Source organism: Bradyrhizobium sp. C-145 (genome assembly GCF_023375135.1).
Classification (GTDB): domain Bacteria; phylum Pseudomonadota; class Alphaproteobacteria; order Rhizobiales; family Xanthobacteraceae; genus Bradyrhizobium; species Bradyrhizobium zhanjiangense.
In genome coordinates, this window is sequence record NZ_CP088150.1 from 757520 (window position 1) to 773601 (window position 16082).

Consider the following 16082-nt stretch of genomic DNA (forward strand, 5'->3'; position numbering starts at 1 on the left):
CAGCGGCGGTCCGACGAGACGCGCCCTACCCCGGCCCCTTCAAGATCTTGAACACGCCATTGGCCATCACGATGCAGCGATCGTCTACCGTGACCTCGGTGCTCATGAAGATGAGGCTGCGGGTCGAACGCACTACGCGCGGGCGGGAGATCAGGATGTCGCCGATCTGGCCGGCCTCGACGAAATGGGTGTCGAGCTGCACCGTCGCCATGAACTCCTTGCCGGAGAGGTAGCGGGCGGTCATGCCGCAGGTGCGGTCGGCGAAGGTCATCATCACGCCGCCCTGGACCATGCCGCGGCGGTTGTGGTGCTTGTCTTCGGTCGCGAGGGCGAACTCGTAATGGCCGTCGATCTTGCGCTCCCACAACGGGCCGATCAGGTGCATGAAGCCCGTGGTCTCGAGGATGGTCCAGCCGTCTGATTTCAGCCTTGCGGCGGCCTTGTTGGTCATGTCGTCGTCCATTCCTGTGCGGACCTTCGATCTCATTTCATCGAGGCCGGACGTGGTGTAGTCAAGCATCATGAGACCGTTCGACGATGCCACACGGCGGAATATCGCGGATGCCTGCGCGGCCTTCGCGCGCCTGCCTGAGGAAGAAGCGCAGCCGGCATTGAAGCGTGCCGCGGTGGCGGTTGCGCTGACCGCAGCAGGCGAGGGCGACGAGACTGCGCTGCTGCTCACGATGCGCGCATCGCACTTACGCGCCCATCGCGGCCAATGGGCCTTGCCGGGCGGACGCTGCGACGCCGGCGAGACGCCGGTCGAGGCGGCGCTGCGCGAGCTCGACGAGGAGCTTGGCCTCCGCCTCACCGGCGCGGACGTGCTCGGCACGCTCGACGACTATCCGACACGCTCCGGCTATCTGATCACGCCGGTCGTGGTCTGGGCCGCCGAGAGCGCCGCGATCAGGCCGAACCCGGACGAGGTCGCGTCCGTCCATCGCATCGCGCTCGCCACGATCGAGCGCGATGACGCCTTCGACTTCATCGCGATCCCCGAAAGCGCGCGCCGCGTGATCCGCTTCCATCATCAGATGAGCCTGATCCACGCGCCGACGGCGGCGCTGATCTACCAGTTCCGAGAGGTGCTGGCGGGGCGACCCACCCGCGTGACCGAGCTGGAACAGCCGGTGTTCGCCTGGAAGTGACGATGGTAAACGGCGCGTTAACGTGACGGTTACCGGATGCCTGCTAAGAGGGCAGCATGCATCACACACCGATTCGACTCGCCCTGACGCTGGTTCCATTCGCGCTCGTGCTGCTCGCGCCCGCCGCGCGCGGCGGTGAGGCCGACGCGCTGCCGCCCGCCGTCAGCAATGCCAATGCTCAGCTGTTGTCGCAGTTTTTTGCGCAAGGCGGGGCCTCGCCGGCCGTGCTCGAATATCGCCGCAAGCTCGCGGAATACCAGGCGGCGCGCGCCGCCTTCGACGCCGAGGCGGGCGCCTATTGGAGCCAGATCTCCGAGAAGCGGAAAACCCGCAACGCCAAGCGGCGCAGCGGGCAGCAGGTGACCCTCGATGATTACGTGCTGGAGCATCCGCCGCTTTATACCGGGCCGAAGCGGCCGGTGAACCCGGAGCCGGAGGAAGCGCCGGAGCGTCCGCCCCGAAAACCCATTCCGGTGGTCGCTGATTTCCTGCGCGCGGCGCAGGAGCTCTATCAGTTCACGCCGCAGCGCCCAACCAGTGAGGTCGAGTTCAAGCGCGCCTATGCGCGCTACGCGCTCGCCTCGGGGCTGACGCGCGAGCAGGCGGTGCGGGTCTATTCGTTCGAGACCGGCGGCACCGGCAGTTACGATGTACAGGCGGGCATCGAGCACGGCGGCAAGCGCGCGATCTCGACTGCGATGGGCTACAATCAGCTCTTGACCACCAACAGCGTCGAGCTGCTGGCTGAGCAGGGCCATGAATTCGTCCGCGCGCTTTCGGACAAGGTGGCGCGCAGCTCAGGGCCGGCGCGCCAGTCGCTCGAGCACAAGCTCGCTGTTCTGAAGAAAATGGTCGCGCATGCGAAGTCGGTGCCCGACACCTGGTCGGAGCACGAGAAGATCGGCAATACCGCGCAGGGCTGGGCCATGCATGCGATGGTGCTCGACGTCGACGTCGGCCCGATGCTGCAGACCCACAAGCTGCTGACCTCGGTGCTGTTCGCGCGCGCCAAGGGCTATACACGGCCGCTCACCGCAGCCGAGCTCGAGATGATGAACCTCACCGGCGACGGCACCGGCCTCGACATGGTGACGATGCCGCAGGCGATGCGCGAGCAGGTGCCGACTTCGAACTTCTTCCGGCGCGGCGGCTACGAGCGCAACCCGGTCGCGATCCGCCACAACACGGTGGCGAAGCTGCTGGCCGTGACGGATGAGCGCATGGATTCGAACGGCAGCAAAGCCGGCGCGCGGGAGCTGGCAGGGGTGTTTTGGATATCAGATGTCGTCCCGGCGAAGCTGCCGTAGGGTGGGCAAAGCGACTTGTCCGCCGTAGCTCGAAGGGCGAAGGCGGAAGCGTGCCCACTATTCTCGATCGGAATGCGCTGACCGATGGTGGGCACGGCGCTGCCGCGCCTTTGCCCACCCTACAGTTTCTCGGCTCTGCGCCTACTGATCCGGCCCGAACTTGAACTTGCCGTCGCCTTCGAGATACGGCCCGGTGCGCATGTAGAGCTGGCCGTTGTGGCCGATGAAGAACAGCGTGCCCTTCGGCACTTTCTTGGCGCCCTTGAGCAGCTCGCCGGCATTGCTGGTACCCATCTTGTAGGAATAGGTCTTGCCGTCCCTGTCATAGGCGTAGCCCATGTCGGGCTTGAGCTCCCACGGCGTTGCCGGGACTTGCGCCAATGCGGGCACGGCAAACGCGCCGAGCACCGTGACGAGTGCTGCTGAAGCAAGTGCAAATGTCTTCGTTGAAAATGCCATCATCCATCCTCCCCGTCGCTGGGGTGCCGGCTTGAACAAATCACGAACGGCATTTCCGGGTCAATTTGCGAAAGCGCCGCAGCGCATCACGTTCTGCCCAGCAGTTTGTGATTTTCCCTTCGTCCCCTCGCGACTATGTTCCGCTTTCCGTCTAGAACGCAACTCGACAAAATTATTGGTGGGGATGATTCGGATGCGCCATGTGATCAAACTTTGCTGGGCTGCTGCATTGTCGTTGACGGCGGTGGCGCCGGCCGCGCGGGCCGATGACTACCAGCTCAGCCACAACCAGCGCATTTCGTGCAGCCGCGGCCTTGCCCCCGGCAAGCTGAACACCGCCACCTGCAAGTCCTACACCTATCTCTTCAACACCAAGACCTCGGAATATTTCCGCTGCCAGGTCTCGCTGGCGCTGACCCGCGACAACAAGGAAGTCATCAACGTGCAGACCGACGGCGGCTGCACCAAGAAGCCGCGCATCTTCGAGACCGACGGCAAATACGATTTCGACGCCACCGAGACCGAGCCGCCGAACACCAACTCGTTCTTCGGCCCCGGCGGCTACTCGGTCTGGGCCACCGACGTCAGCGCGCAAAAGGTGCGCGGCTGTATCATCATCTCCTCAGGCCTCGGCTCCGACATCTCCAAATGCCTGGACATGACGTTCCAGTGAGGGGGCGTCGTCTCGTAGAAGCTGCGCTCCCTCCCCCGCTTGCGGGGGAGGGTCGGGGAGAGGGTGTTCCCACAACGGGATAATCCCCTAGAGGAGAAAGCCCTCACCCGCGCCTTCGGCGCGACCTCTCCCGCAAGCGGGAGAGGTGAGCGCTGCGCCACCTCGCCGCACCGCCGGGTTCCCAAAAATCCAGCCGGAACGGCCATTTACCGCAGTCCTGTTTTGCCTTTTGGATGGGTTGACCCGCTGCCCTCATCCGGCCAATTTCGCCGCCGGTTTGGGGAGTACAACAACCATGAAACGGACGTTCTTCGGCGTGGCCGCGGCTCTTGCTCTGGCGGCGTCGGCGCCTTGCGCACATGCGCAATCCTTCATCAACGTGCTGACCGGCGGCACCTCCGGCGTCTACTATCCGCTCGGGGTCGCGATCGGGAAGATCTACGGCGACAAGATTCCGAACGTGAAGACGCAGGTGCAGGCCACCAAGGCGTCGGTCGAGAACCTCATCCTGCTGCAGCAGGGCCGCGGCGAACTGGCGTTCACGCTGGGTGACTCGCTGAAAGCGGCCTGGAATGGCGAGGAGGAGGCGGGCTTCAAGACCAAGCTCGACAAGCTCCGCACGATCGGAGCGATCTATCCGAACTACATCCAGATCGTCGCGACCACTGAGTCCGGCATCAAGACGCTCGCCGACCTCAAGGGCAAGAGCCTGTCGGTCGGGGCGCCGAAGTCGGGCACCGAGCTGAATTCCCGCGCGATCCTCTCGGCGGCCGGCATGAGCTACAAGGATCTCGGCAAGGTCGAATATCTGCCCTTCGCCGAATCCGTCGATCTCATGAAGAACCGCCAGCTCGCCGCGACGCTGCAATCGGCGGGCCTCGGTGTCGCTTCGCTGAAGGACCTGTCGACCTCGAGCCCGATCACGGTGGTGTCGGTGCCGAAGGAGACCGTCGACAAGATCGGCCCGCCCTTCATCTCCGCGATCATTCCAGCCAACACCTATACTGGGCAGGACAAGGACGTGCCGACGGCTGCCGTGGTCAATTATCTCGTCACGAGTTCCGCGGTATCTGACGATCTCGCCTATCAGATGACAAAACTGGTCTACGAGTCGCTCCCCGAGCTCGCCAACGCGCATGCGGCCGGCAAGGAGATCAAGCTCGAGACTGCGGCCGCCGGGAGCCCGGTTCCGCTGCACCCCGGCGCGATCCGCTATTACAAGGAAAAGGGGCTGATCAAGTAGCCTCCCTCCGTTGTCACTCCGGGTTCGATGTTTCGGGCCGCGCTACGCGGTCCCGTCACATCGCCCCGGAATGACGGAGAGGATTATCGCGAATGCCCGGGCCTTCGCCGCGCCGAAGGGGCTTCGGCCCCACAGGCGGGACAATCCCGGGCATGACGTTTTTGGAGCCACGTGCCAATGCTATCCGGCATGGACAGGCTGAGGACGAATGAGATGCTGGAAAAGGCAGAGGGCACCGAAGCTGCGCCCATCAAGGTCGAGTTCGACAATTTCGAGCACGGCTTTCCGGAAGGCTTTGGTCCGGGCTGGTGGGGCCATCTCGCATACTGGATCGGCATCGCGTTTGCGACCTTCCAGCTCTATGTCGCCGCCTTCAACTATTTGCCGAGCCAGGTGGTGCGCGGCGTCCATGTCGGCTTCCTGGTTCTGCTCACCTTCGGCCTGATCGCCAATTTCACGGCGAAGAGCAATTTCGGCCGTGCGCTCGGATGGGTGATCGGCGGCGCGGGTTTCTTCTGCGGCCTCTATCAGTGGATCTTCTATGCCGATCTGATTGCCCGCGACGGCGATCCGACGCGACTTGATCTCGCGGTCGGCACGCTGCTCGCGGTGCTGATCTTCGAGGGCACGCGGCGGCTGATGGGCGCGGCACTGCCGCTGATGTGCGGCGCGTGTCTCGTCTACTGGTTCTTCGGCCAATACCTGCCGTCGCCGCTCAACCATCGCGGCTATGATTTCGATCAGATCGTCACGCATCTGTCGTTCGGCACCGAGGGCTTCTACGGTGTGCCGATCTACGTCTCGGCGACGTACATCTTCCTGTTCATCCTGTTCGGCTCGTTCCTGGAGCGCGCCGGCATGATCCAGCTGTTCACCGACGTCTCGCTCGGCCTGTTCGGCCGCACCCGTGGCGGTCCTGCCAAGGTCGCGGTGTTCGCCTCGGGCATGATGGGCACGATTTCCGGCTCGGGCGTCGCCAACGTCGTCACCGTCGGCCAGTTCACCATTCCCTTGATGATCAGGTTCGGTTACCGCGGCGCGTTTGCGGCCGGCGTCGAAGCGACGGCCTCGATGGGCGGGCAGATCATGCCGCCGGTGATGGGCGCTGTCGCCTTCATCATGGCCGAGACGCTCGGCGTGCAATATTCGGAGATCGTCAAGGCTGCGGCGATTCCTGCGATCCTCTATTTCGCATCAGCTTTCTGGATGGTGCACCTCGAAGCCGGCAAGCATGGCCTCGTCGGCATGAAGCGCTCCGAGATCCCGAGCGCCTGGAAGGCGCTGGTGACGCGCTGGTACCTCGTGCTGCCGCTCGCCGCCCTCGTCTACATGCTGTTCGAAGGCTTTACGCCGCTCTATGCCGGCAGCATGGGCCTTGCGCTGACGGTGGCGCTGATCCTTGGCACCAGCATCACGGCCGGCGTGTCCGCGACGGTCATCCGCTACATCTTCTGGATCGGCCTCGCGCTCGTCGTCGCCGCGCTCTCGCGGGACGGGCTTCAGATCGTGCCGGTTGCTTGTGTCGTGGTCGGGCTGATCGTGATCACCGCCTTCGTGCGCGGCGGTTTTGCGGCGTTGCGCGCCTGCCGCGATGCGCTCGCTGAGAGCGCCAAATCCGCCATCACCGTCGGCATGGCCTGCGCCATCGTCGGCGTCATCATCGGCATGATGTCGCAGACCGGTGTCGGCACCATCTTCGGCGGCTGGGTGATCGGTCTCGGCGAAAAGAGCCTGTTTCTGGCGCTGATCATGACCATGTTGCTGTCGATCCTGCTCGGCACCGGCATCCCGACCATCCCGACCTACATCATCACCGCCGCGCTCGCCGCGCCGGCGCTTGCCAAGCTCGGCGTGCCCCTGATCGCGAGCCACATGTTCGCGTTCTACTACGGCATCATGGCCGACCTCTCGCCGCCGGTGGCGCTGGCTGCGCTTGCGGCAGCGCCGATCGCGAAGGAGAACCCGGACAAGATCGGCTGGGAGGCGATGCGCATCGCGCTCGCCGGCTACGTCATCCCCTTCATCTTCGTCTATTCGCCGGCCCTGATGCTGCAAGCCGGCGATCCCATGGCGGTCAAGCTCGGCTTTTACGGCGCGGTCGCGCTCGCGAGCCTGAAGGCGCTGGTGGCGATCGCGCTGTTCGGCATGGTCGCGATCGGCTTCCTGTTTACACGGTTGACGCTGATCGAGCGGCTGGTCGCGCTCGGCGCCGCGTTCTGCCTGCTCGGCGACTTCCCGTTCAGCGATACTGCCGGCTTCGTGCTCTCCGCGGCGCTCGTGCTGTGGCAATGGCGGCAGCGTCCGCCGGCAGTGGTCGAGGCGGTGTGAGCCTCTGCTTCGCAACCGCAGGCGGCGTGAAGGCGCTGACGCTGTCCGCCTTCACGCTGGTGTGGACCCATTCGATCGCGAAGGTCGATTGGCAGGAAGATTGGCGCGTCACCCCCGCCGGTCTCGAATTGGTGCAGGCCCGCGTCAAGGGCACCGGCCCCGGCATGGAGCCTCCGCCCGAGGCGCGGCTGATTGGCGGCTGGTTTCAGTGGCGGCCGGACCGCGCGCCGATGCCGGAGGTCGTGCTCGGCAATTCCGGCGCGGCGGGAGAGTGGCGGTTGTGCGATGACGGGCGGTGCCGGACGTTGTCGGAGATTGTGGGGCATCCGATCGGTGATAACGTCACCAAAATGAGCATCTGCAAACAACAAGAGAAATAGGGGAGATCACGATGGATCGGCTCAAGGGCAAGGTTGCGATGGTGGTGGGGGCCGGCTCGATTGGACCCGGCTGGGGCAACGGCAAGGCGACCGCAGTGACCTTTGCGCGCGAGGGCGCGCAGGTGTTTTGCGTCGATCGCAACGGCGCGGCCGCCGAGGAGACTGCGAAGATCATCAATGACGAAGGCGGCAAGGCGACGGCGTTCACGGCCGACGTCTCGCGGTCTGCCGAGATCGAGGCGATGGTGGCGGCGTGCCTGAAGGCCCATGGCCGCATCGACGTGCTCGACAACAATGTCGGCATCGCCGAGATGGGCAGCGTGGTCGAGGTGACCGAGGAGAGCTGGGATCGCGTCTTCAGCGTCAACCTCAAGAGCGCCTATTTCGCCATGAAGCACGTCATTCCCGTCATGGTGAAACAGGGCGGCGGCTCGATCATCAACATCTCCTCGATCGCCTCGATCCGCCACATGGGCATCTCCTACGTCACCTACGGTACCTCGAAGGCGGCAATGAACCAGATGACGCGCACCACCGCGATCGAGTTCGCGCGCCACCATGTGCGGGTCAATGCGATCCTGCCGGGCCTGATGAAGACGCCGATGGTCGAGCACTCTGCCGGCCTCGCCGCGAGCTATGCCAAGGGTGACGTCGAGGCGATGTGGCGCGCGCGTGACGCGCAAGTGCCGATGGGCCACATGGGCGACGCCTTCGACGTCGCCAACGCCGCACTGTTCCTGGCGTCGGACGAGTCGAAATACGTGACGGGGATCGAACTCGTGGTGGACGGCGGGATCACCTGCAAGGCGGGGGCGTAGTCCCATCTCAGCCGTCGTCCCGGCCTAGTGCGCAATTGCGCACTAGGCCGGGACGACGCTGAATATTTGGCTGCCGTCTACTGCGCCAGCGCTAATATCCCGCCGGCAAATGCATGCCAGGCCGCCGTCTCGCTGACCGGCCAGTTCAGCACCTTCACCACCAGCAGCGCGAGCGTGCCGTAGATGTAGACCGGGTGGACGCGGCCCTCGGTGCGCCAGTCGCGCACCATGGCGACGACGAGCAGAAGCGAGGCGACGACAGCCGGCGCGATGGTGACGGGCACCGGCGGCGGGCCCGGCGGTCCGGGAGGGGCAAGGAAGGTGAGGAACCAGCGCGCGATCGCGGCATCCAGAATCGAGACCGCCGCGAGCAGCATCAGGCGCTTGTGAATCTCGGGCCTCCGCGTGTTCATGATCGCGAGCACGAACCCCACCGCGAAGAACGCGATCCCGCTCATCGGCACGATCGAGAACGCGATGCCGGCCTCCTTCTGCCCGAGCGCCGCGGAATGCTGCATCACATGCACGGAGGCGAGGAAGCCGAAGATCGTCATCGCGGTCGCCAGCGACACACCGGCGATGCCGAGCGAGCGGTGATTGACCACGCGGCCGGACGCTGCGAGCCAGGTCTGGAGCACGAAATAGAGCGACCAGGTGAAGAACAAGAGTCCGTGAAAATGGATGACCGGGCTTGCGGAAAACGTCCGGTTGGCGAGTGGCACCCAATAGGTCGGTGCAAAGCCCAGAAACGCGGTGGCGGCGCAAGCCAGCGCCATGTGGAGATAAAAATATCGTGCAGGCGACGCATCTCGCGCGCGGACACGACGGTCGTCGATCAGGGTCGTCATCTGGAATGAGTCTGGGAAGGAGCGGTTTGGTTCAAACGCCTGCCGTTCACCCCTCCGCTGTCGTCCCGGACAAGCGCGCCCTCAAGCGCGCGCAGATCCGGGACCCATAACCACAGGGTTGAGTTACCGCACGAGCTGGCAACTCCGAGTCTTCGTCAAACCACATCCTGTGGTTATGGGCCCCGGATCGGCGCTCCGCTCCCGTCAACGCTGCGCGTTGTCTGGAGCTTCGCTTGTCCGGGACGACGGCCGATTTGGCCTATCCCCCCGCGCTCAATTCGGCGCGATCGAGCTCTTCCTCGAGTTTGTGGAAGGCGTCGTCGCCGATCACCTCGGTGGCGCGCAGATCGAAGATCGATTTGCGCGCGGCTTCGATGGCGCGGCGGCGTAGGGGATCGGCGGGCAATTCGCCATTGGCGATGCCGCCGTTCGGATCGGTCTCGGCCTGCATCAGGATGGCGCGATATTCGAGCCTGAGGATTTCCGCTTCCTCCGATGGATCGCTCTCGATGGCGTCGAGCGCGGCGCGATAGGCGATGGCGCGTCCGCGCGCGACCTCGGTGCCGACCGGATCATCGTCCTTGAGGCCGAAGGCGAGGATCAGCGGCCGCAGCGTCAAGCCCTGGATCACCAGCGAACCCAGCACCACTGCAAAGGCGATGAAGACGATGAAGTCGCGATAGGGAAAGTTCTCCGGCAGGGCGAAGGCGGTGGCGAGCGTGACGAGGCCGCGCATGCCGCACCAGGAGATGATGAGACCGCCCTTGGCCGAGGCGACCTGTTTTGGATCCTTCGGATGATAGATGCCGCGGGCGACCAGCACGCGCAGCGTCGTGCGGTAGAACGTCACCCATAGCAGCCGGACCAGCACCACGGTGAGCAGGATCCAGGCGGCGGCGACGCAATATTCCCAACGCACGTCGGCATCGAGCCGCGTCCAGATCGGCCGCATCTGCATGCCGATCAGCATGAAGGCGAGCACGTTGAGCACGAACACTGTCGTCTCCCAGACCGCATAGGACGGCACCCGCAGCCGCGCCGGGATGCGCGCCGGCGCCGTGCGCGCGACGGTGATGGCGTAAACCACGATGGTAAGGATGCCGGAGAGGCCGAGATGCTCGGCGGCGATCCACACCAGGAAGGTGGTGGCGAACTGCACGATGATGGCGCTCGGCGCCTCCGTTACCCGCTCCATGAACAGCGGAATGATGCGCCCTGCGAGCAGGCCGGCAATGACGCTGCCGACCAGCGCCAGTGCCATGGTCGGCGCGACCTGGCTCCACGTCAGGTGCTCGGTGGCGATCGCGCCGACCGCGATGCGATAGATCAGTAGCGCGGTTGCGTCGTTGAGCAGGCTCTCGCCCTCCAGGACCTTGACCATGCGGTGGGGCAGCTTCACCTGGCTCAGGATCGCGACCGCGGCCGCGGCATCCGGCGGCGCCACGATGGCTCCAAGCGCGACCGCAGCGGCCCAGGGCATGTCGGGCATGAGCCGGTGCGCGACATAGGCCACGCCAACCGTGGTGAGGCCGACCGCGGCGACGACCAGGGTCGAGACCGGAACCCAATTGTTGCGCAGATCGCGCAGCGAGGTGTCGAACGCGGCATCGAGCAGGACCGGTGCGACAAAAAGCGCTAAAGCCAGGTCCGGCTCCAGCGTCCAGGACGGGCTCGACGGCACGAAGGCGATCAGCGCGCCGCCGATGGCGAGGAAGGTCGGGTAGGGGACCTTGATCCGCCGCGCCAGCGCCGATAAGCCAACGGCGCCGAGCAGAAGCACGATGATCCATTCGAATGTCGACACGATGATCCCCGAAACCGATTTGAGCGACGCCACAAGCTAGCACCAATCCGGCCGCAATGATGGATAGTGGGGCGACAAGGCAAGATTGAAGGCGAGGCCGACTACAAGGCTGACGACAAGCAAGACTTTCCGACTGTAACGAGCATGCGTTCTTTTCTCATTCAACTGTCAGCTGCCGGGCTGCTCTGCGCGCTCTCGCTCACCGCGGCCCATGCCGCGACGGGCGGCGAGCCGGTCGCGGTGCCGCAGGTCGACGTCGCACCATGCCTTGCGGCGACCGCGGCCGATGACATGGACAAGGCCGTCACGGCCTGCGCGGCCGTGATCGACAACGAGAAGACCGCGAAGGAAGATTTGATCAAGGCGCTGATCGCGCGCGGCGCGCTCTATGCGCGTCACGACCAGGTCGACCGCGCGATCGCCGACGACAGCCGTGCACTTCTGCTCGATCCCGCCCTCGCGGACATTTTCAACGCGCGCGGCGAGCTCTGGCTGAAGAAGGGCGACAAGCCCAAGGCGGTACAGGATTTCGGTGCGGCGCTCAGAATCGATCCCAACCACGAGAAGGCCAAGGCCAATCACAAGGCGATGGCGCGCGAGCTCGAGCGGATCGGGGCGCAGATGGCGGTCGCCGGCAAGCCCAGCTTCAATTGCGCGCGAGCGCGCCATGCTGTGGAAAGGGCGATCTGCGGCAATCGCGAGCTCGCCGATCTCGACCGGGAGATCTTTGCATCAAATGCCCGCGTGATCCGCGAGGCGCGCAATGCGGGCGAAGCCAAGGCGCTCCAGCGCGAGCAGGACGACTTCATTGCCCGCCGAAATGCCGGGTACGGCCGGCCTGGGTACGACCTGAAGAAGGCGATGCAGGAACGGTTGCAGCGGCTGAACGGGGTGGACGGATATTGAGCCCTTCGCCTCTCCCCGCGTGCGAGGCGAGGGAGAGAAGCGCCAGTGCTCCCCTGACGGCCCTCATTGAACCCATCCCTCGCCAGCCGCGACAACGGTGAGAACCCGACGTCACGGAGCCCTATGCCATGTGCGGCACGCCTTATCCCGCGCAAACGCCCTCGTTTGCCAAAATTTCGCTGCGCGCGTCCTTCCTCGGCGCGGCAATGAGCCTAGCCCTCGTCGCTCCAGCCGCCGCCGGCATCGATTGCGTGCCGGGCAGCAAGGCTATTCCCGCGGACCTGATCCCCGCGTGCAGCGCCATCATCGACCAGAGCGCAAATCCGGCGTCTGAACGCTCCATGGCGCTCGTCGCTCGCGCCGAAGCGAATGCGCGAACCTCCGGAGGCCAGTCGCAGGCGCTGCGCGATCTGGACCGCGCCATCGCGCTCGACGGCAAGAACGCAAAGGCCTGGCGCGTGCGCGGCAACCTCTTGCGCGAGGCCGGCGGCGACCTCAATCGGGCGGGGACGGATCTCACCAAGGCGATCGAGCTCGATCCGCAGGATGCGGAGGCGTACGAGTCGCGCGGCGTCGTCTACACCAACCAGCATCGCCTCGACCGCGCCATTGCGGACTACGATCAGGCCATCAAGCTGAAGACGGATTTCGCCCAGGCCTGGTCCGACCGCGGCGCGACCTTCTATCTGCGCGGCGACTACGACAAGGCCGTCGCTGACCTCAGCGAGGCGCTGCGCCTCGATCCGAGCCGGGCGCGCAGTTACACCAACCGCGGCGCCGCCTACAAGAAGCTCGGCGAGCTCGACAAGGCGATCGCAGACGACAGCGAGGCGATCCGGCTCGATCCAAAGGTGCCGGAGTATTTCGACAACCGCGGTCTCACCTATGCCGCGATGAAGGAGTACGACAAGGCGATCGCCGATTACGATCAGGCGATCCGTCTCGAGCAGCGGGTGAACTTCCTGACCAACCGCGGTGACTCCTACCAGTTCAAGGGCGAGCTCGGTGCTGCGCTGTCGGACTACAACGACGCGCTGAAACTCGATCCGAATTTTGCCAAGACCTACAACAACCGCGCCGTGCTCTACAAGAAGATGGGCGAGCGCAAGAAGGCGCTGGCCGACTACGAGGCGGCGTTGCGGCTCGATCCCGCCAATGAGAACGCACTCAACGGCCGCCGCGCGATGATCGCCGAGATCGCAAAATTCGGCGGCGAGCCGCGCAGTGTGCTGAACGCCGCTCCCAGCGAACCGTCGTTCGACTGCGCCTCCGCCAAGCGCGAGGTCGAGAAGGTGATCTGCGCCGATCCGCAGCTCGGCGTGCTCGACCGCCAGATCGCCGAGGCCTACGAGCGGGTGCTGAAATCCGCGAGCAAGCGCTCGGCGGATGGCCTGCGCAAGTCCCAGCGCGATTTCCTTGCCACGCGCGATGCGAGCTTCCGTCGCCCCGGCTATGATCTGAAAAAGGTCATGCAGGAGCGGCTGCAGAGGCTGAATGCGATGGAGGGGTAGTCGGGTTCTCGCCTCTCCCCGCCTGCGGTAGGGCTATCGCATATGCATTTCGCGGGGACCACCCGCGAGTTTGCTCCGCCTCTCCCGCTTGCGGGAGAGGCCGACGCGTCCCGGGCGATGCGAAGCATCGTCCCGAGCGCGGCGGGTGAGGGCTCTCACCGCACTGGGATCGCCTCCGCAATTCTCGACAATCCCGACGCGGAGGCACCCCCACCCCAGCCCTCCCCGCAAGCGGGAGAGGGAGCCCACTGCCGATGCCGAAGCATTATTCACGCCATATGCGATAGCCCTACCTCCTGCGGGGAGAGGCCGGAATGCGCACGACGCGCGGATTCCGGGTGAGGGGGGACTCTCCGCGAGTCCAACTGCCGCCGTCCCCACCCCGACCCTCTCCCCGCAAGCGGGGAGAGGGGGAAGGACGTCATCCTTTTCGGCTTGAACCGCGGCCCGTTCCCGGGAAAATAGCCCTCAAACAAGGCCGGTACTTGATCCTGGTCATGGCGGGACGCCTATCCTGCCACAAGGGTCAGGGCCAGGCCATAAAGGGAGCGGGAGCGCGGGAATGAACATCCAGGGCAAGAGTCTCTATCACGAGGTCCACGCGCGCTCGCTGGCGGACCCCGAGGGCTTCTGGGCCGAGGCGGCCAAGGAGATCGACTGGATCGAGCCGCCGAAGGCCATCTTCGATTCCACGCAAGGAACCTACGGCCGCTGGTTCGCCGGCGGCGTGGTCAACACCTGCTACAATGCGCTCGACCGCCATGTCGAACGCGGCCGCGCCGACCAGGTCGCGCTGATCCATGATTCGCCGCTGACGGGCAGCGTCACCAAGTTCACCTACGCCGAGCTCTTGAGCGAGGTGCAGGCGCTTGCCGCGATCATGCGGGATTTTGGTGTCGCCAAGGGCGAACGCGTCATCCTCTATATGCCGATGGTGCCGGAGGCGGTGGTCGCAATGCTCGCCTGCGCGCGCATCGGCGCGGTGCATTCCGTGGTGTTCGGCGGCTTTGCCGCCAAGGAGCTCGCCACCCGCATCGACGACGCCCAGCCGAAACTCATTCTCTCCGCGAGCTGCGGCATCGAGCCCGGCCGCATCGTGCAGTACAAGCCGCTGCTCGACGAGGCAATCAAGCTCGCGAGCACGAAGCCGAAGGCCTGTATCGTGCTGCAACGTCCGCAGCACACCTGCGACCTCACGCCCGGCCGTGACTATGATTGGGCGAGCCTGCGCCGCAAGGCGATGAACGACGGCAAGAAAGCCCCTTGTGTGCCGGTCGCGGCCACCGATCCGCTGTACATCCTTTATACGTCAGGCACCACAGGCATCCCCAAGGGCGTGGTGCGCGACAATGGCGGTCACCTCGTCGCGGTGAATTGGTCGATGTTCAATCTCTATGGGGTCAAGCCGGGCGAGGTCTGGTGGTGCGGCTCGGACATCGGCTGGGTGGTCGGCCACAGCTACATCGTCTACGGGCCGCTGATCCACGGCGCGACCTCGATCATGTATGAGGGCAAGCCGGTCGGCACGCCCGATGCCGGCGCATTCTGGCGCGTGATCTCTGAGCACAAGGCGGTCGCCTTCTTCACGGCGCCAACCGCGTTCCGCGCGATCCGCAAGGAGGATCCCGAAGGAAAATTCATCCGGCAATATGACCTTTCGAAATTCCGCACGCTGTTCCTCGCCGGCGAGCGCGCCGATCCGCCGACGGTGGAATGGGCGGAGCAGCAGCTGAAGGTGCCGGTGATCGATCATTGGTGGCAGACCGAGACCGGCTGGTGCATCGCCGGCAATCCGGTCGGCCTCGGCATGCTGCCGGTGAAGCACGGCTCGCCGACGGTGCCGATGCCAGGCTACCAAGTCGACATCGTCGACGAAGCGGCAAAGCCAGTCGGCCCCAACACCATGGGCTCGATCGTCATCAAGCTGCCGATGCCGCCGGGCTGCCTGCCAACGCTGTGGAATCAGGACGAGCGCTTCAAGGAATCCTACTTGAGCGAATTTCCCGGCTATTACAAAACCTCGGACGCCGGCTACAAGGACGAGGACGGCTATGTCTTCGTCATGGGGCGCACCGACGACATCATCAACGTCGCCGGCCATCGCCTCTCCACCGGCGGCATGGAGGAGATCCTGGCCTCGCATCCGGATGTGGCCGAATGTGCGGTGCTCGGCGTCAAGGACGCGATCAAGGGCGAGGTGCCCTGCGGCTTCCTGGTGCTGAAAGCGGGCGTGACGCGTGCGCCCGCCGAGATCGAGAAGGAGATCATCGCGCTGGTGCGCGACAAGCTCGGCCCGGTCGCCGCCTTCAAGCTCGCGGTCACCGTCGGCCGCCTGCCCAAGACGCGCTCCGGAAAGATCCTGCGCGGCACCATCAAGAAGATCGCCGACGGCGAAGCTTGGACCATGCCGGCGACGATCGAGGATCCCAAGGTGCTCGACGAGATCGGCGCGGCGCTGAAGGGGAGGGTGTGAGGCGCGCTATCCTGCCAGTGAGTGCGTACCGCTTCACCAAACTTCCGCTGTCATCACCCGCGAAAGCGGGTGATCCAGTATTCCAGAGGCGGCGATGCCAGAGCCGAGATGCCGCGGCGTACTGGATTCCCCGCCTGCCGCCTACGCTAAAGCTTCGGCGCCCCCTGGACCTCAACCCCGGCGA

Annotated in this window: 14 protein-coding genes; 10 read left to right on the forward strand and 4 right to left on the reverse strand. The window is 65.1% G+C overall.

The window, feature by feature from the left end; all coding sequences use genetic code 11:
* Positions 1-25: 25 nt before the first annotated feature.
* Positions 26-451 (reverse strand): PaaI family thioesterase, encoded by a 426-nt coding sequence (locus LRP30_RS03505; RefSeq protein ID WP_164935146.1) that lies wholly within the window; start codon positions 449-451, stop codon positions 26-28.
* Between the two features lie 70 nt (positions 452-521).
* On the opposite strand from LRP30_RS03505, the gene LRP30_RS03510 reads away from it, so the two are divergent.
* Both LRP30_RS03510 and LRP30_RS03515 read left to right on the forward strand, forming a co-directional pair.
* Positions 522-1148, forward strand: coding sequence for a CoA pyrophosphatase (locus tag LRP30_RS03510; protein ID WP_249759377.1), 627 nt, complete (start codon positions 522-524; stop codon positions 1146-1148).
* A 56-nt stretch (positions 1149-1204) separates the two neighbouring features.
* Positions 1205-2455 carry a hypothetical protein gene (locus LRP30_RS03515; RefSeq protein WP_249759378.1) on the forward strand — a complete coding sequence of 417 codons (1251 nt, stop codon included), beginning with the start codon at positions 1205-1207 and terminating at the stop codon, positions 2453-2455.
* A gap of 141 nt (positions 2456-2596) precedes the next feature.
* Here LRP30_RS03515 and LRP30_RS03520 read toward each other — a convergent pair whose 3' ends face one another.
* Positions 2597-2914 carry a hypothetical protein gene (locus LRP30_RS03520; protein ID WP_128942347.1) on the reverse strand — a complete coding sequence of 106 codons (318 nt, stop codon included), beginning with the start codon at positions 2912-2914 and terminating at the stop codon, positions 2597-2599.
* Between the two features lie 193 nt (positions 2915-3107).
* Between LRP30_RS03520 and LRP30_RS03525 the strand changes: the two genes are divergently transcribed.
* The 5 genes from LRP30_RS03525 (at position 3108) to LRP30_RS03545 (ending at position 8356) form a co-directional block, all read left to right on the forward strand.
* The gene (locus LRP30_RS03525) at positions 3108-3587 is read left to right on the forward strand and encodes a hypothetical protein (RefSeq protein WP_164935142.1); all 480 of its coding nucleotides are present in this window, start codon (positions 3108-3110) and stop codon (positions 3585-3587) included.
* A gap of 295 nt (positions 3588-3882) precedes the next feature.
* Positions 3883-4830: a TAXI family TRAP transporter solute-binding subunit gene (locus tag LRP30_RS03530; RefSeq protein ID WP_249759379.1), complete on the forward strand. Its 948-nt coding sequence runs from the start codon at positions 3883-3885 to the stop codon at positions 4828-4830.
* Between the two features lie 213 nt (positions 4831-5043).
* Positions 5044-7158 carry a TRAP transporter permease gene (locus tag LRP30_RS03535; RefSeq protein ID WP_249759380.1) on the forward strand — a complete coding sequence of 705 codons (2115 nt, stop codon included), beginning with the start codon at positions 5044-5046 and terminating at the stop codon, positions 7156-7158.
* The gene (locus tag LRP30_RS03540) at positions 7119-7538 is read left to right on the forward strand and encodes a DUF1850 domain-containing protein (RefSeq protein WP_249759381.1); all 420 of its coding nucleotides are present in this window, start codon (positions 7119-7121) and stop codon (positions 7536-7538) included. The genes LRP30_RS03535 and LRP30_RS03540 overlap by 40 nt, the downstream gene beginning before the upstream one ends.
* 11 nt (positions 7539-7549) lie before the next feature.
* Complete coding sequence (locus LRP30_RS03545) at positions 7550-8356, forward strand: glucose 1-dehydrogenase (protein WP_128931145.1); 807 nt, start codon at positions 7550-7552, stop codon at positions 8354-8356.
* A 77-nt stretch (positions 8357-8433) separates the two neighbouring features.
* On the opposite strand, the gene LRP30_RS03550 is transcribed toward LRP30_RS03545, so the two are convergent.
* Positions 8434-9204, reverse strand: a complete 771-nt coding sequence (locus tag LRP30_RS03550) for a hypothetical protein (RefSeq protein ID WP_249759382.1) — start codon at positions 9202-9204, stop codon at positions 8434-8436.
* Between the two features lie 259 nt (positions 9205-9463).
* A complete protein-coding gene (locus tag LRP30_RS03555; protein WP_249759383.1) occupies positions 9464-11041 on the reverse strand; it encodes a sodium:proton antiporter in 1578 nt (525 codons plus the stop codon).
* A 111-nt stretch (positions 11042-11152) separates the two neighbouring features.
* Here LRP30_RS03555 and LRP30_RS03560 point away from each other — a divergent pair, with 111 nt between their 5' ends.
* The 3 genes from LRP30_RS03560 (at position 11153) to LRP30_RS03570 (ending at position 15898) form a co-directional block, all read left to right on the forward strand.
* Positions 11153-11914, forward strand: a complete 762-nt coding sequence (locus LRP30_RS03560; protein WP_249759384.1) for a tetratricopeptide repeat protein — start codon at positions 11153-11155, stop codon at positions 11912-11914.
* 128 nt (positions 11915-12042) lie between these two features.
* Positions 12043-13425: a tetratricopeptide repeat protein gene (locus LRP30_RS03565; protein WP_249759385.1), complete on the forward strand. Its 1383-nt coding sequence runs from the start codon at positions 12043-12045 to the stop codon at positions 13423-13425.
* A gap of 562 nt (positions 13426-13987) precedes the next feature.
* Positions 13988-15898 (forward strand): propionyl-CoA synthetase, encoded by a 1911-nt coding sequence (locus LRP30_RS03570; protein ID WP_249759386.1) that lies wholly within the window; start codon positions 13988-13990, stop codon positions 15896-15898.
* Positions 15899-16082 lie beyond the last annotated feature (184 nt).

Coding starts and splice junctions, on each gene's coding strand:
- LRP30_RS03505 (WP_164935146.1), bottom strand. CDS start 451: ATGACCAACAAGGCCGCCGCAAGGCTGAAATCAGACGGCTGGACCATC.
- LRP30_RS03510 (WP_249759377.1), top strand. CDS start 522: ATGAGACCGTTCGACGATGCCACACGGCGGAATATCGCGGATGCCTGC.
- LRP30_RS03515 (WP_249759378.1), top strand. CDS start 1,205: ATGCATCACACACCGATTCGACTCGCCCTGACGCTGGTTCCATTCGCG.
- LRP30_RS03520 (WP_128942347.1), bottom strand. CDS start 2,914: ATGGCATTTTCAACGAAGACATTTGCACTTGCTTCAGCAGCACTCGTC.
- LRP30_RS03525 (WP_164935142.1), top strand. CDS start 3,108: ATGCGCCATGTGATCAAACTTTGCTGGGCTGCTGCATTGTCGTTGACG.
- LRP30_RS03530 (WP_249759379.1), top strand. CDS start 3,883: ATGAAACGGACGTTCTTCGGCGTGGCCGCGGCTCTTGCTCTGGCGGCG.
- LRP30_RS03535 (WP_249759380.1), top strand. CDS start 5,044: ATGCTGGAAAAGGCAGAGGGCACCGAAGCTGCGCCCATCAAGGTCGAG.
- LRP30_RS03540 (WP_249759381.1), top strand. CDS start 7,119: ATGGCGGCAGCGTCCGCCGGCAGTGGTCGAGGCGGTGTGAGCCTCTGC.
- LRP30_RS03545 (WP_128931145.1), top strand. CDS start 7,550: ATGGATCGGCTCAAGGGCAAGGTTGCGATGGTGGTGGGGGCCGGCTCG.
- LRP30_RS03550 (WP_249759382.1), bottom strand. CDS start 9,204: ATGACGACCCTGATCGACGACCGTCGTGTCCGCGCGCGAGATGCGTCG.
- LRP30_RS03560 (WP_249759384.1), top strand. CDS start 11,153: ATGCGTTCTTTTCTCATTCAACTGTCAGCTGCCGGGCTGCTCTGCGCG.
- LRP30_RS03565 (WP_249759385.1), top strand. CDS start 12,043: ATGTGCGGCACGCCTTATCCCGCGCAAACGCCCTCGTTTGCCAAAATT.
- LRP30_RS03570 (WP_249759386.1), top strand. CDS start 13,988: ATGAACATCCAGGGCAAGAGTCTCTATCACGAGGTCCACGCGCGCTCG.